Annotated in this window: 14 protein-coding genes; 5 read left to right on the top strand and 9 right to left on the bottom strand. The window is 33.0% G+C overall.

The window, feature by feature from the left end; genetic code table 11:
* Positions 1–97: 97 nt before the first annotated feature.
* From CQA62_RS06090 to CQA62_RS06080, 3 genes are all read left to right on the top strand, one after another.
* Positions 98–1,006 carry a glycosyltransferase family 2 protein gene (locus CQA62_RS06090; protein ID WP_104724803.1) on the top strand — a complete coding sequence of 303 codons (909 nt, stop codon included), beginning with the start codon at positions 98–100 and terminating at the stop codon, positions 1,004–1,006.
* On the top strand, positions 1,006–2,046 hold the full coding sequence (locus CQA62_RS06085; protein WP_115585138.1) for a glycosyltransferase family 2 protein: 1,041 nt from the start codon (positions 1,006–1,008) through the stop codon (positions 2,044–2,046). Before CQA62_RS06090 ends, CQA62_RS06085 begins: the two co-directional genes overlap by 1 nt.
* A 128-nt stretch (positions 2,047–2,174) precedes the next feature.
* Entirely contained in the window at positions 2,175–3,872 is a 1,698-nt protein-coding gene (locus CQA62_RS06080) for an ABC transporter ATP-binding protein (RefSeq protein ID WP_104724805.1), read from the top strand.
* Here CQA62_RS06080 and CQA62_RS06075 read toward each other — a convergent pair.
* The 9 genes from CQA62_RS06075 to CQA62_RS06035 form a co-directional block, all read right to left on the bottom strand.
* Entirely contained in the window at positions 3,867–4,868 is a 1,002-nt protein-coding gene (locus CQA62_RS06075; RefSeq protein ID WP_282956591.1) for a glycosyltransferase family 2 protein, read from the bottom strand. The genes CQA62_RS06080 and CQA62_RS06075 overlap by 6 nt on opposite strands.
* A gap of 89 nt (positions 4,869–4,957) precedes the next feature.
* Entirely contained in the window at positions 4,958–5,617 is a 660-nt protein-coding gene (locus CQA62_RS06070; protein WP_126498344.1) for a hypothetical protein, read from the bottom strand.
* The gene (locus tag CQA62_RS06065) at positions 5,559–5,948 is read right to left on the bottom strand and encodes a glycosyltransferase family 2 protein (RefSeq protein WP_115585136.1); all 390 of its coding nucleotides are present in this window, start codon (positions 5,946–5,948) and stop codon (positions 5,559–5,561) included. Before CQA62_RS06065 ends, CQA62_RS06070 begins: the two co-directional genes overlap by 59 nt.
* A 38-nt stretch (positions 5,949–5,986) precedes the next feature.
* Positions 5,987–7,162, bottom strand: coding sequence for a glutathionylspermidine synthase family protein (locus CQA62_RS06060; RefSeq protein ID WP_104724797.1), 1,176 nt, complete (start codon positions 7,160–7,162; stop codon positions 5,987–5,989).
* Between the two features lie 2 nt (positions 7,163–7,164).
* A complete protein-coding gene (locus tag CQA62_RS06055; protein WP_104724796.1) occupies positions 7,165–7,773 on the bottom strand; it encodes a UPF0323 family lipoprotein in 609 nt (202 codons plus the stop codon).
* A gap of 38 nt (positions 7,774–7,811) precedes the next feature.
* Positions 7,812–7,979 (bottom strand): hypothetical protein, encoded by a 168-nt coding sequence (locus CQA62_RS06890; RefSeq protein WP_158653697.1) that lies wholly within the window; start codon positions 7,977–7,979, stop codon positions 7,812–7,814.
* Between the two features lie 760 nt (positions 7,980–8,739).
* Positions 8,740–9,729 carry a hypothetical protein gene (locus tag CQA62_RS06045; RefSeq protein WP_104724794.1) on the bottom strand — a complete coding sequence of 330 codons (990 nt, stop codon included), beginning with the start codon at positions 9,727–9,729 and terminating at the stop codon, positions 8,740–8,742.
* Positions 9,730–9,737: 8 nt separating this feature from the next.
* Positions 9,738–11,000: an MBOAT family O-acyltransferase gene (locus CQA62_RS06040; RefSeq protein WP_346217456.1), complete on the bottom strand. Its 1,263-nt coding sequence runs from the start codon at positions 10,998–11,000 to the stop codon at positions 9,738–9,740.
* A 218-nt stretch (positions 11,001–11,218) separates the two neighbouring features.
* The gene (locus CQA62_RS06035; protein WP_104724792.1) at positions 11,219–12,475 is read right to left on the bottom strand and encodes a nucleotide sugar dehydrogenase; all 1,257 of its coding nucleotides are present in this window, start codon (positions 12,473–12,475) and stop codon (positions 11,219–11,221) included.
* A gap of 71 nt (positions 12,476–12,546) precedes the next feature.
* Between CQA62_RS06035 and CQA62_RS06030 the strand changes: the two genes are divergently transcribed.
* Positions 12,547–13,155: an FkbM family methyltransferase gene (locus CQA62_RS06030; protein ID WP_249033693.1), complete on the top strand. Its 609-nt coding sequence runs from the start codon at positions 12,547–12,549 to the stop codon at positions 13,153–13,155.
* Positions 13,156–13,260: 105 nt separating this feature from the next.
* Positions 13,261–14,643: a mannose-1-phosphate guanylyltransferase/mannose-6-phosphate isomerase gene (locus CQA62_RS06025; RefSeq protein WP_104724791.1), complete on the top strand. Its 1,383-nt coding sequence runs from the start codon at positions 13,261–13,263 to the stop codon at positions 14,641–14,643.
* Positions 14,644–14,659: the final 16 nt, after the last annotated feature.

Below are 14,659 nucleotides of genomic sequence, written 5' to 3'. Positions count from 1 at the left end.
CCCCCCGTTTTATCTTTTTAATTTTTTATCTTTCTTCAAGAATTGCTTCAGCAATAGGGCAGAGAGACTCCAGAGAGTTTTGCGCTAGGAACTTAAGATGGGTCAAACTTCATTAATTAGTGTAATTGTTCCAATCTATAATGTAGCTCCATTTTTAAAGGAGTGCTTAGATTCAGTCATTCACCAAAGCTATAAAAATCTACAAATTATTTTAATCAATGATGGAAGCACTGATGAGAGTGAACAAATTGCTAGAGAGTATTTAAGTGATTGCAGAGTGGAGCTAGTCACCACAGAAAATGGAGGACTTTCTAGAGCAAGAAATCTTGGTTTGCAAAGAGCTAGGGGGAGTTATATTTATTTTATTGATAGTGATGATTATATTGATTTAAGCTTTATTGAAGAGATGGTGAGGATTGCTCAAGATCTTGATGTAGAGATTGTTTGCAATGAGCAAATTGTTTATTTTGGAGAATATTCTACTTGCAGTAAGGCAAGCAAAGCCCCCAAAGTTTTAATTCCAAATTCTCATAATATTGCCATTGGCGGGGCAGTTTGGAGATGTTTATTTTCTATGTCTTTGATCAAAAGGTCTAAAGTTAGATTTTTGGAAGGAAGGATTTATGAAGATGAGGGATTTTTATATATGATTTTTCCATTTTGTAAGCAATTTGCTCTTTATTGTGGGAAGCCCTATTATTATCGTCAGAGAAAAAATAGCATTATGCAAAAATACAAGAGCTTTAGAAGTTATGATCTTCTAGATATTTTTGAGGCTATCTATTTATTTTATAAAACCAATCATTTATTGTGCAAATTTTCACCCCCTTATTATTTTCTTTATGAGTGTGCATTGGGATATGAAAATGAAAAAGAGTATTTAAGAAGGGTAAAACAATTAGAAAAAAAATTAGGTTTATGTAAATTATCATATTTAAGAAAAAAATATCACCAAGTAGCTAGATATATTAAAAAAATTCTTATTTTAATACAGAGGCTGAGGTAATGCAAGATTCGCCATTTCTCTCAGTTATTCTTCCAACATATAATCGCAAAGCTTGCATTACAAGGATGATTGATTCTATCTTAAAACAGAGTTTTACAGATTTTGAACTCATTATTATTGATGATGGAAGTACAGATAACACTTTAGAGATGCTTAATCAAGCATATAATGACAAACGGATATCTATTATAAGAAAACACAATGGTGGTGTTTCAAGTGCGAGAAATCTAGGGATCACTTTGGCTCAAGGAAAATATCTTACTTTTGTTGATAGTGATGATTATTTATTGGATAATTTTTTTGAGGATATTTTTGAAAACATAAGCCAACATCTCTGTGATATTCTAGTTTATGGTGGATATATTTTAAGAAAAAATACTCAACATGAAATTCCCTTATTTTGGTTTGATCAAAAATATGGAGAAAGTGAAGTGATTGTGAGTTGTGGCCAAGATTTTGTAAAAGATTTTTGCTTATTAGGAGGAAACTCAATGGCATGTGCGAAGATTTTTAACAAAGATTTAATCAAAAATAATCATATCTCTTGCAATGAGAACATTGCTTATGGAGAGGATATGCTTTTTGACCTTCAAGCCTATCTTGTTGCTTGCAAGATTGTAACAAGTCCAAAGAAGTTCTATGTCTATGATAATAATACAGAGAGTTTAAGTCGAGGTATGCTTACTTCAGTGCAGAAAGTTAAGAATCTTCTTGAGGGTTATCGTTGTTTAGGTCAGCATAAAGAGTATCAATCTTATTTTGCATATAACTATTTGCGTCATATGAGAAAATTTTATTTTTGTTATTTTTTTCTTGATGCACCGTCAAAAGACCAGATTGAATTAATGTATAATCAGGCCTCCTGTAAAAGCACTAATATTTTTGAAAAGTTAGAGTTTTTCCTAGCAGGAAGAAACTTATTATATGCCCTGCCTCTTTGTGCTTGTTTGTACCTTGTGTATGGACTTTATGCAAGGCTTTTGTTTTTGCATCCTATTGTTGCCTTTATTAAGCGTAGAATGAAAAAGAAGGCCAAATAGAACGAATGTATTTGGAGATGTGATAAGTTTTTTTCTTTGAGGGGTAGATTCTTTTTGGAAATGGGTAGGAGTGACTTTACTTTAATAACTAAGATATAATGATCCAAAACAAAGCAAAAGATAAGATGATGAAACAACAGGGCGATTTTTCTAAATTAAGATTTTTGACAACTAAGAAAGATAAGATTTCTTTAATTATGTTGTTTGTGATGACAATTTTAAGTTCTCTGATTGAAACCTTTGGAATAGGGATTATTATGCCCTTTATTACTTTTGCTTCCAACCCTTCTTTGCTTTTAGAAAATCAATATGGCTCTATGATTTATAAGTTTTTTGGATTTTCTAGCACACAGACCTTTATGTTTGCTTTTAGTGCAGGATTAATTATTTTTTATCTTTTTAGACTTGTTTATAACACTTTTTACAACTATTTAATTAATCTTTTTGCATATCGTAAATATCATGATCTTGCTTTTAAGCTATTTCAAAAGATTTTAAGATCAAATCTTTTGAATTTTGTGAATAAAAACTCAGACATTCTAAGAAGAGGAATTATTACAGATGCTATGAGTGCCTCTCATTATATACGTAATTTTCTTCTTCTTTATTCTGAAATTTTTACCATCACTTTTCTTTATTCCATTCTTTTGATTGTCAGTTGGAAAATGACCTTAGTGCTCACCTGTATTCTTTCATTTAAAGTTTTTTTGATCACACAAACGATTTCAAAGATTATTAAGAGAAAGGGTGAGGAGAAGGTAAAAATTGAAGGTGGATTTCTAGGACTTCTTTCTAATAGTTTTGGAAACTTTAAGATTATCAAAATTAAAGATGCTCAATCTAGGCTTGAGGAAGATTTTTTAGATAAGGGATACAATCGAGCAAGAATAGAGATGACAACTCAAACTTTATTAGAATTACCCAAAAACCTCTTAGAATCTTTTGGGTTTGTAATTTTAATTGCCTGTGTCGCTTACATTTTGTATCGGTATGAAGATGCAAGTGCTGTGTTGCCTATTATGTCAATGTATGCTTTGGCACTTTATAAGGTTTTGCCTTCAGTGAATAAGATTTTAATTTATTACAACTCGATGAAGGTTTATTCTAAATCTTTAGAAATTGTTTATGAAGAGCTTAAAGATATTCCTCAAGCAGAAGGGAATGAAGAAATCAATTTTGATAAAGAAATTGTTTTACAGAATGTTTCTTTTTCCTATATTGCTCATCAACCCATTATTAAGAATTTGAATTTAAAGATCGCAAAAGGAGAAAAAATTGCTTTTGTAGGACCAAGTGGAGCAGGAAAAAGCACTCTTGTAGATATCATTACAGGATTTTATCAACCGAGTGAGGGAAAGATTCTTATTGATAGTATTCCTCTCACTCAAGAGAATATTAAATCTTGGAGAAAAAAAATTGGCTATATTCCTCAACAAATTTATCTCTTTGATGGGAATGTAGCACAAAATATTGCTTTTGGCTCAGAATATGATGAGCAAAGAATTATTAAGGCTTGTAAAATTGCAAAAATTTATGACTTTTTACAGGAGAATGAGGGTATATACACCAAAGTAGGAGATGGTGGAATTAAGCTTAGTGGGGGGCAAAGACAGAGAATTGGGATTGCTCGAGCAATTTATGATAATCCTGAGATTTTAGTGCTTGATGAGGCTACAAGTGCTCTTGACAATGAAACGGAAGCTCAGATTATGGATGAGATTTATGAACTCAGTAAGGATAAGACCTTGCTTATCATTGCACACAGATTAAGTACAGTGCAAAGATGTGATCGAAAAATTGAAATTTGTGGCAAACATAGTTCATAAAAAATTTCTGATTTTTCTAAATACCGATTGAAGCTTATGTGCTTTTGGATATTTTTTGTAGATATATGCAAGAAGATATCTGATTATTACAGATTCAAGGCTTTTTTCAAGCAGAAAAATTTCTAGATAATCTACTGTGCTTGGTGCAACTCTTCGTGCTAATTCACATATTGTTTTGATTGTTAGGACTTGTTCTTTTTTGATAGTTTTACGATCAATTTTTAGAATATAAAAACGGAGGTGTTTAATATAATTGTAGGCAATAAGCCTTTTTGTTTGATTGAAACTACATTTTAAAGAAAGAAAGCCCAAAAGTAATCCATCGATTTTTTTATTTATACTTAATTCACCTCGCGATAACCCACTGTTTAAAACAACATATACATAATATTGTTGATTTTTCACCTGAATATAAGATGATTTCAATAAAAAACTGATTACAAAAGCAAGGTCTTCGCCATAAGAGATGTGTTTCCTGAAATGATTAATTATTTTTCTTTTAAAAAATTTTGCACATGCTTGTGGATTCCCAAACATAAGACAAAAAGCTTTTAAAAAATCTTCTTGTTTATAGAGTAGGGTAGAGGTATATTCTAAAGAGGAGTTTGTTAGAAAAAAATCAGCATAGATTATTTTTTCTGAGGTTAAGACTATATTTGGATAGACAAGAAGATCGGGTTTGTAGGGTTGTGGTCGTTGTAGAGTATAATAAGCGTCCCAAAAAAATCCATTCAATAAATAATCATCACTATCTACAAAAGTAACATACTCTCCCTTAGCCAAAGAGATACCTAGATTTCTTGCACTAGAAACCCCACCATTTTCTTGCCTTAAAAGTCTAACACGCTTATCTTTGTATTTTTCCTTAAGCATCTCAAAAGTACCATCAGTACTCCCATCATCTATAATAATTAGTTCAAAATTTTTAAAACTTTGTTGCAGAACAGAATCTACCATTCTTGCAATACATGATTTGCGATTATATGTTGGGAGAATGATTGAAAAGAAAGGTGCCCCCCCCCCCCCTTTGCTCTTGTGGGAATGATAACATTAATTTATCCTTGTGTATTTTTGTTTTTGAAAGATTATAGTCTAACTAATCCCAATGTGAGGGAATATACAAAAACTCTTATAAGAGTTTTGGAAAAAATTTTCAGAGATCTTGTGTAATAGAGTGATTTTAGGAAGTTTATAGGATATGCAAAGGATTGATTGGAATAGGCTTTAGAGTGATAGTAAATGTATGAGTAGGCACAAATATTTGTGGCAATGAGAACTTTTATTTTTTTCTTGATTTGTTTTTTCTCTTTTTCTGAGAGATCTGCAGACTCTAATATTCTTAGCATAGAGTGAGAAACTAGATAAATATCTTGCACCATTTTTTTATTCTTATGAGGATTATTACAATTAGCCGTCATGGATTGGGGATTATTTTGGACAAAATAGAGGCAATCCTCAATGCCCAAATATGTCTCTGAGAGTAGAGTGATAGCAAAGGGCTTTAGAGCGTCTTCAATATTGTTGAGGTGGGGGAGACTTTGGGGAAATAGTTGTGAGAATAGATGGTTTGCTTTCTTGATTACTCCTTTTTTGAAGACAAATGTGGCTAAACCTATTTTTGTAGCCAAAGCTTTGGCAGGATATTCGCCAAGTGGGCTGTAGCATTTTCTCTCTTTTCCATCAAATCTAATAATTAATCCATCCACAAGCAATAATATCTTTCTGCTTTGTTTTACAATGTTCATAAAGTCTCTCACACATTGTGGTTCTTATAAAATCATCACCATCAATATGGATAATATATTCCCCTTTTGCTTGTTGTTCTCCAATTACTCTTGAGGCAAATGCTCCATAATTGGCGGTGTTTTTTATGATTGAAAGATACTTGATTGTTTGGTATTTTTCTAAAATAGAAATAGTCTTATCAGAGCTATAGTCATCAACAATAATGATTTCAATATTTTTAAAAGTCTGGTTGATACAGCTTTGCAAACACTTTTCTATGAAAGTCTCTTTATTATAAGAGAGGACAATCAGTGAGAAGAAGGGGTGCTTACCCCCCCCCCTCCCTACCATTTCTTTCTTTGGACTTATGAGATGATTGTGTATTCATTTCATTCTCTTATTTTATGACTGACAAATTTTGAATAATTATCAATAATTCCTCCACCCTTACGAAATCCTAGACCACAACTCTCATAAGCAAAAAAGACATTAGGCTGATAGAAGCTTCCATTATGAGAATTAAGAGGGTAGTATTCTTGGTAGAGTTCTTTATGGTTGTGATAAATCCCATCTTTGCTCTCTAGAATCTCAAGAGTAGGGGAGAGAATTTCCACATTTGCCCCCTCTCGTCCAAAAGCTCTTTTTCTTACCTGTTTTTTTCCTGATAAGGGTTGATAAGAGCTTTCTAGAAGCAGGGGATGATTGGGGAAGAGATCCCAGAGAATTTTGAGCATTCGCTTGCTTTGAAAAAGTAGGGTATAGGCAGGATTGAGGAAGATTGTATTTTTATTATTCATCATTTCTTTCATCAATTCACCCATTTCAGGCTCTTCTATGGCAATATCTTCCCAAGGCACAAGTTTAAACCAAAACTCAAAGTTTCTATCATTATAAAATAAACCCTCATTTCCACTTAAAATCGCTTCATCGACATAGCAAAAATCAGTTTCAAATCCATAAGAGGTTGCAATCTCTTGGAGAAATCTTGTTGTCCTCTCTTCCTCATTACTGCCCCTAATACTAGAAAAAAGGATCTTCCACCCCTCATAAACTTCAGAAAATCCTGAAATATCCTCACCCAAAGTGATCATTCTTTGAAAATTTTCACCGATAGCTTCAAAGATATTGTTAAATTGTAAATCCTCATTCATTCCATTGGCCTTAAGCACTGCCCATTGAATAATCGCACTCTCATAGAGCATTGTAGGGGTATCAGCATTAAATTCAAGAAGTTTGATTGGAGTTCCATCAAGCCCACCTGCGAAGTCAAATCTTCCATAAATATGCCAATGCACCTCCTGCTCAAAGCTTTGCTTAATGGGCTCAATCAGGCTTGGGGGGATGTCTAGCTCAAAGAATAAATCTTTTTCTATCACATATTCTGCTGCCTCTACATACATATCATAAAGCTCATTTCCTGCCTCATAGAATGCATCAGCTTCTTGCTGTGTGATTTCTATAATCTCGTTACTGATATAAGCACTTTCATCAGGATCGGTATGCCATGAACATCCAAGATTTTCAAGTGTTTGAGCCTCTAGGGGCTTTGTTTGTATGATATGCATTTTTAACCTCCATAAGATGGTGTTTGTGAATTGGTAGTTTTTCCAAAAAATCCACTTTTTCCATTATTAGAAGGAGTGGATCTAAGATTTGAAGAGGGATTAGAGAAGCTGTTTTTACTTCGTTCATAGGCTTGGGGGGATTTGTAGTTTCGCATTTGATTTTGCTGATAGGTGGGGTTATTGAAAAGTTTGTTTCCAATATAACTTCCCAAGATCGCACCCGCTGCACTTGCCAAAAGTGCTCCACCTAATCCAAGCCCACCACCAGAAGCGTTTGTTAGCTCACTTGTGCCATTATTGATTTTTGTTTCTTCAGCTTTAATGAGCGCATCAATCTCTTCTTGAGAGAGGATTCTTTCTTGCCCATTTTTATCCCTTACAATCACTCTTGTTTGCTCACTGGGATACTCTTCAAGGACTTTATATGTCCCATCTTTTTGTTCTTCCAAGATGACAAAAGCCCCCTTTTTCTTGCTGTCTTGCAAGGTTTGAGAAACATTTTCCTCTGACTTTGGCTTTTGGGTATCACATCCACTTAAAGCAACAAGTGCAAGTGCACTAAACCCTCCAATCATCGCATAGTTTGAGATTTTTTTAATATGCTTATTCATATTAATTTTCCTAATTTTAGATTTTTATGAATTATAACTTAAGATTGATTTAGGATTTTAATGAGCTCTTTTGTGTATTTTTTTGCACCTTGTGTATTGAGATGATGAGGAGAATCATAAAAGTCTTTGATTTCAAATTGAAAGTTTTGAGGAATACCTTGAATAGGGATTTTATACTTTAAAAGATTTGCTTTAAAATTTGCCATATTTTCTAAAAATTTGAATTGATTGAGTTTGTAATCCTTATCTTTAATCATAGGCGGATATGTGAAAATAATCTTAATATCATTCTCATTGCAAAACTTTAAGAGTTTTTGATATTGCTCTAAAAAATAAGAGGATATACAAAAATCATCATGGATATAGTCATATTTTATATTACTATTAAGAAAACTGCCCTCATGATATATAAGTGATCCATATTCATCGATTGAATTGGGATTAACTCCATTAAATTTCTTAAGCTTTCTTTCCCATCTATGTTTTGCTTTTTTAATTACCTCTTTCTTTTTGATATGGGCAATTAAATATTAGTTAAAGCCTGTGGGAATTTTTGATAAGGGATTTTTAGGTAAGGTTTGGAGGGTGGGATATGATAAAAATTTACCACTCCAAGAGAGTATATTTTGACCATAACTAAAATATTGAGAATTTTATTTTAGGGTGTAAAATCTATAATTTAATGGGAAGAGCCCCCCCCCTTTTTTTAATTGCGCACTTTATTTCAGATGCAGGTATAATCGCTGTTTTTTATTTGGCGGAGTGCATGCATTAATGCAGTTTAAGAATGTTATAGTTTTATCATATTGCTCAAGTATTGCAAGCTCTAAAGTGTAAAAGCCTATAAGCATAAAAGGTAAAAAAGCAAAAATAAAGATATAAGAGTTGAAAGCATAGGTCTTTGAAAAACTTTATTAATAGTATGTTAAAAACAAGTTGAGTCACTTTTTGAAAACTTACTCCTATTTACTCTTGATATTTAAGAATAGCCTCTTTCCATCTTTGCATTTGCTTTTCAGCATTCTCTGAGTCGATTCTGAATCCAAAATCTATCATCATCGGAATTTGATTAAAAATCTTATCAATAATAAGTTCTGCAACCTTTGGCTTAAAATGCCAATAATCATAATCAAAGTTTTTTTCTTGCATTGTTATTGGATTTATCCCTCCAAAAATCCATATTTGTGCCTTTGTTTGTGTTGCAAGAGTTTTTATAATTTGAATATATTCCTCCAAAAGAGATAGATGGTTAAGAGTTTGTTGCTGGGAATAGTACAGATAGTACTTCCAGTATTCTGGAAAAACAATGACAATATCTTTGGAATCTAAATACTTTATAAGTTCTGCAAAATAAGATTTTGCTAATTGAAAATTTTGATAAGGTGCAGTACGAATTTTAAATGTTGTTTGAATATTGTTTGAATTCTGTGTATTGAAAAGATGTGTTTTTGAAAGAAAGAGATCTCTTAGAATTGTGTTGAAGCTTGTTTGAATAAAATTAGCATTCAAAAAGTAAAAATATTTTTTAAATAAATTAAAGTCACTAAAAGTTTGATCTAGAAGATCTTGGGTCTTCATATTTTCTTGAATTTGTGTTTGATTGAAAGAAAAAAGATCAATACCTAAAATAATACTTGATTTTTTTTCTTTTATTTTTTTAATCAGAAAGAGCCATTGCTCTATATTGGATCCACTAATACCAAGGCTGTATGTTTTCTTGTTTAAATTTTTTTCTATTTGTTCTATATTGAAGGCAAGCGTCCTTGAGGTGCCTATAAGATAGTATGCATTAGAATGAATTTTTAATGGATACAAGAAGCTTTCTTCAGAAGTTAAATTCTCCATTCTTTTATTTTTAGTACTTTTTAAACCATAGGGGTCGAGGACTAAGCTTGTGAAAAATAGAATGACTATAATACTAATAGCACCAATAAAAAAAGATACAAAATACTTCAAATCAAATCCTAAAAATTAAAATATATAAAAATCTGTATTTTTGATAAAAAACATAAGCTAAGCATAAAAATACAACCCATAAAATATGAATAAAATAAAGAATGAATACTATGTTTATTGTTTTGAAACTTAATCATTGCAATAGATAATGTAATAAATAATGAAAAATTTATGAGATGAGTAACCCCCACAAAGAATTGATTGCCTGAAAGCAAAAAATGTTTAATATACAAACTCTGTAATTTTTCTGGCAACATTACCCCTCCCCCCCCCGCCATTCCTTTAAGTAAATTCATTGCTCCACTGACATTCTCGCTTCTAAAAAACACCCAAGAGAGGTTGATAAAATTAAAAGTAATGATCCAGCATATTGCTGTATAAATCTTACTTCTTATTTCTTCTATCCCAAATACTTTCTTAAGGATAAAAGAGTAAATTCTGTGAAGCACCATTGCTATTGCATGTAAAATTCCCCAAATGATAAATCCCCATCCAGCCCCATGCCATATTCCACTTAGGGTAAAAACAATAAAGATATTGCTTAATTCTCTGAATAATCCCCTCCGATTTCCCCCTAGAGGAATATAGAGATATTGAGTGAGAAATCTTCCTAATGTCATATGCCATCTTTTCCAAAACTCTTTAATATTGCCAGCCTTATAAGGAGAATTAAAATTAAGGGGCAAAGTAATTCCAAAAAACAAAGCAATGCCTATGGCCATATCACAATATCCACTAAAATCAAAGTAGAGTTGAAGTGTATAAGAGAGAGAGGTTGCCCAAGATTCAAAGAAATTTAAAACTCCTCCTTTTTGCACATAAGCAAATCCATTGTCTGCCCATACACTAAATCCATCAGCAATGACGACCTTTTTGAATAATCCAATGCTAAAGATAAATAATCCTCTAGCAAATCTCTCCCAATCTATAAGTTCCTTTCCTTTTTTAAGCAAAGAAGCAAATTGAGGCATCATCTCTTTATGATGCACAATTGGACCAGCAATAAGTTGAGGAAAAAATGTAATAAATAAGGAGTAATCTAGCCAATCAATAGGTTTATTTTTTTCTGATTTATAAGTATCAATTAAAAAAGCAATTTGTTGAAATGTAATAAAAGAGAGTGCAAGAGGCAGAAGAATATGAGGAAGAGGAAAGGATGTTCCTAGAGAGTTAAGATTGCTCAAAATAAAATCAGTGTATTTAAACCCTCCTAACAATAAGAGATTAAAAATAATTCCAACGATTAAGGTTCTCTTTGCCCCCCCCCCCATAAGAATGGTTGATTTTATAAGCTAGAGCATAATTTATTCCCATAGAAAGTAATAAGATGGGTAAATAAGAGAGTTTCCAATATCCATAGAAAAAAAGACTACCAAGCACTAAGAAAAGCTTAGAGGCTCTAAAATACTCCAATTTCTTTAAAGTGTAAAAGCCTATAAGCATAAAAGGTAAAAAAGCAAAAATAAAGATGTAAGAGTTAAAGAGCATATTATAGTCTTGCGTGTGCAGATTCTAATACACCCTTAAGATCATAAATGACACTATGAACGTGAGTGTGTAAAGAGAGATCAAGGTTTATAAACTCTTTATGGGCTACACTTGCAAGCACTCCATCAAATTTTTGATGCACTTGAGAAAGATTAGAGTAAAGTGGAGCGGAAGTAAGCTTTGCTACTTCTTGGGGGATTGCTAAGGGATCAAGCAGGGTGGTTTCACACCCATACTCTATAAGCTCATCAATCACCTCAAAAATTTTTGAGTTGCGAATATCATTGCAATTTTCCTTGAAAGTTACACCAAGGATAAGAATTTTAGATCCTAAGATTTTAATATCTTTGGCAATGAGAAGTTTAATGAGCTTTTGAGCGATAAAGTTTGGCATTGCATCATTAACCAATCTTCCAGCAGAGATCACACGAGGATGATAACCTAATTTGTGGGCTTTGTGTGTGAGATAATAGGGGTCAATACTGATACAATGTCCTCCCACAAGACCAGGCTTAAAGGGCAGAAAATTCCATTTTGTGCTTGCAGCCTTAAGCACTTCTTGGGTCTGTATTCCCAGCTTGTCGCAAATTAAAGCAATTTCATTGACAAAGGCAATATTAAGATCTCTTTGAGCATTTTCAATCACTTTTGACATTTCTGCTACTTCTATGCTAGGGGCTAGGTAAGTGCCAGCTGTGATAATAGAGGCATAGAGTGCATCAATTTCTTGAGCAATTTTAGGTGTACTTCCACTTGTAATTTTTTTAATTTCAGGAAGTTTATGTGTGTTATCTCCAGGGTTAATACGCTCTGGAGAATAGCCTACAAAAAAGTCTTGATTAAATTTAAGCAGAGAGTATTGCTCAAGGAGTGGCACACAATCTTTAAGTGTGCAGGTGGGATATGTGGTGGATTCATAAATGACAATATCTTGAGGCTTAAGTAAGGGGGCAATCATCTTAGAGGCATTAAGCAGATAGGAAATATCAGGATTTTTGTATTCATCAAGAGGTGTTGGAACGGTGATGATGTAGATTTGTGCACTTTTGAGTGCCTTGATATCATCGTGAAAACTAAGGAATTTAGAGGAGTGAAAACTCGCAGTATCGACTTGATAGGTTTTATCATATTGCGCATTAAGTTCTTGTATGCGAGTGGTATTAATATCAAATCCAAGTGTAGGATACTTTTTGCCAAATTCAATTGCCAAAGGCAATCCTACATAGCCAAGACCAATAATTGCGATAGTTTTTGCCATTTTTCAATCTTTTAGGATAGAATTTTAAGAGAATTTTATCTTAAAACAAAGCTTTCAAACAAGGAGAATTTATGCGATCTTTACTTAAAAAATTACCCTTTGTTAGAAGGTTTTATACATTCATAAAAAATATTTTCAAACTCTATGCAATCAAAAGCTATTCACAAGAAGGGGAAGACTTGATCTTGCAAAGAATTTTGGAAAATCAAAAAAGAGGGTTTTATGTTGATGTGGGTGCTCATCACCCTTTTAGATTTTCAAATACTTATTTATTTTATAAAAGGGGGTGGAGAGGGATTAATCTTGATGCGATGCCTAACTCTATGAAAATTTTTGCAAAGTATCGCCCAAGAGATATGAATTTAGAAATTCCTGTTGGAAAAGATAAGGAAGAGTTAACTTATTATATTTTTAATGAACCAGCATTAAACACTTTTGATCAAAGTCGTGTGGAAGATATTCTCAATAAGAGAGAATACACTCTAATGAAAAAAATACAAATTCAAATCAGATCTTTAAAGAGTATTCTAGATGAGTATCTGCCTCAAGGGCAGGGTATAGATTTTATGAGTATTGATGTTGAGGGATTGGATTTTGAAGTCTTAAGGAGCAATGATTGGGCTAAATATCGTCCAAAAATTTTACTTGTAGAATCCACGGGGGGGGGGGGGGATAAATGAGTTCTTTCAATCAGAGCTTGGGTGTTTTTTGAGTGAGAGGGGGTATGAAGTGTTTGCAAAAACTTTTAATACATTTTTTCTAAGAGATAAAACTTTGGAGGAATGATGAAAATCTTTATTATGTGTGGAGGATCAGGGACTAGGCTTTGGCCTCTTTCACGTGATTCATTGCCTAAACAATTTGTTCCTTTATTTTCTCATCAAACGCTTTTTCAAAAAACTCTTAAGCGCTCACAAGAGGTTTTGCAAAGATTGGGGCTTTATGGAGAGATTGGCGTGATTGCAAATAAGGAGCATTATTTTCTTATTCAGCAAGAAGCCAAAGATTTGCAGATCCCTATTAGTAATTATTTGCTTGAGGATACTCCAAGAGATACTGCAGCAACAGTGATACTCTCAGCCTTGAGCGTAAAGCCAGATGAAATTGTTTTTATTCTTCCTAGTGATCATATTATTAATAATATTGCTCTCTTTAGTCTGAGTGTGCAAAAGGCCATTGCTTTAGCGCAAGAGGAAAAGATTGTAACTTTTGGGATCATGCCTACTTGTCCTCACAGTGGATATGGATATATCCGCTGTGTTCAAGAAGAGGTTAAGGGGTTTTATGAGAAACCCAATACTTTAAAGGCACAAGAGTATTTTAAGAGCAAAGAGTATTTTTGGAATAGTGGAATGTTTTGTTTTAAGGCTCAAATCCTCTTAGAGGAGTGTCAAAGATATTGCCCTCAGATTCTTGATGAAGTGAAGGCAGTATTTAAGAGTGCACACAAAGAATATAATTATCTTTGGCTAGAACATATGCAAAAAATAGAAAAAATCAGCATTGATTATGCGCTGATGGAAAAAACTCAAAAAATTGCAATGGTGCAAGGGGAATTTGATTGGAATGATGTAGGAAGTTTTGATAGTCTTAAAGAGGAATTTAGTGCAGATAGCAATGGAAATATTGCGACAAGTGAGCATTATGGTAAAGATAGTGCAGATAATTTTATTATTGCTCAAAAACCCATTGCAACCATTGGTGTGCAAGATTTTACAATCATTGACACAAAAGATGCCCTGCTTATAGCAAAAAATGGTAGAACCCAAGAGGTTAAAGAAATTGTTAATACTCTTAAAAGTTTCTCTCATCCTTCAACTCTTACTCACCCCCTTACTTATCGTCCTTGGGGAAGCTATGAAGTGCTTGAAGAGAGTGGAAATTACAAGATTAAAAAGATTATCGTGCTTCCTTCAGAAAGACTCAGTCTTCAAAAACACTTCCATCGCAATGAGCATTGGATTATTGTGAGCGGTTCTGCACGTATAAGAGTTGGAGAAGAGGAGATTTTTTTATCAAAGAATCAATCCACTTACATTCCTATGGGGACTCCTCATCGTTTAGAAAATCCAGGATCCATAGAGCTTGTGATGATAGAGGTGCAAGTGGGGGAGTATGTAGGAGAAGATGATATTATAAGAATTGAGGATGATTATCATCGGGTATAAAAAATGGCAAAATTAA

Origin of the sequence: Helicobacter cholecystus, from assembly GCF_003364215.1 — a bacterium.
Taxonomy (GTDB): Bacteria; Campylobacterota; Campylobacteria; order Campylobacterales; family Helicobacteraceae; genus Helicobacter_G; species Helicobacter_G cholecystus.
This window is presented reverse-complemented; position numbering and strand designations above follow the sequence as displayed.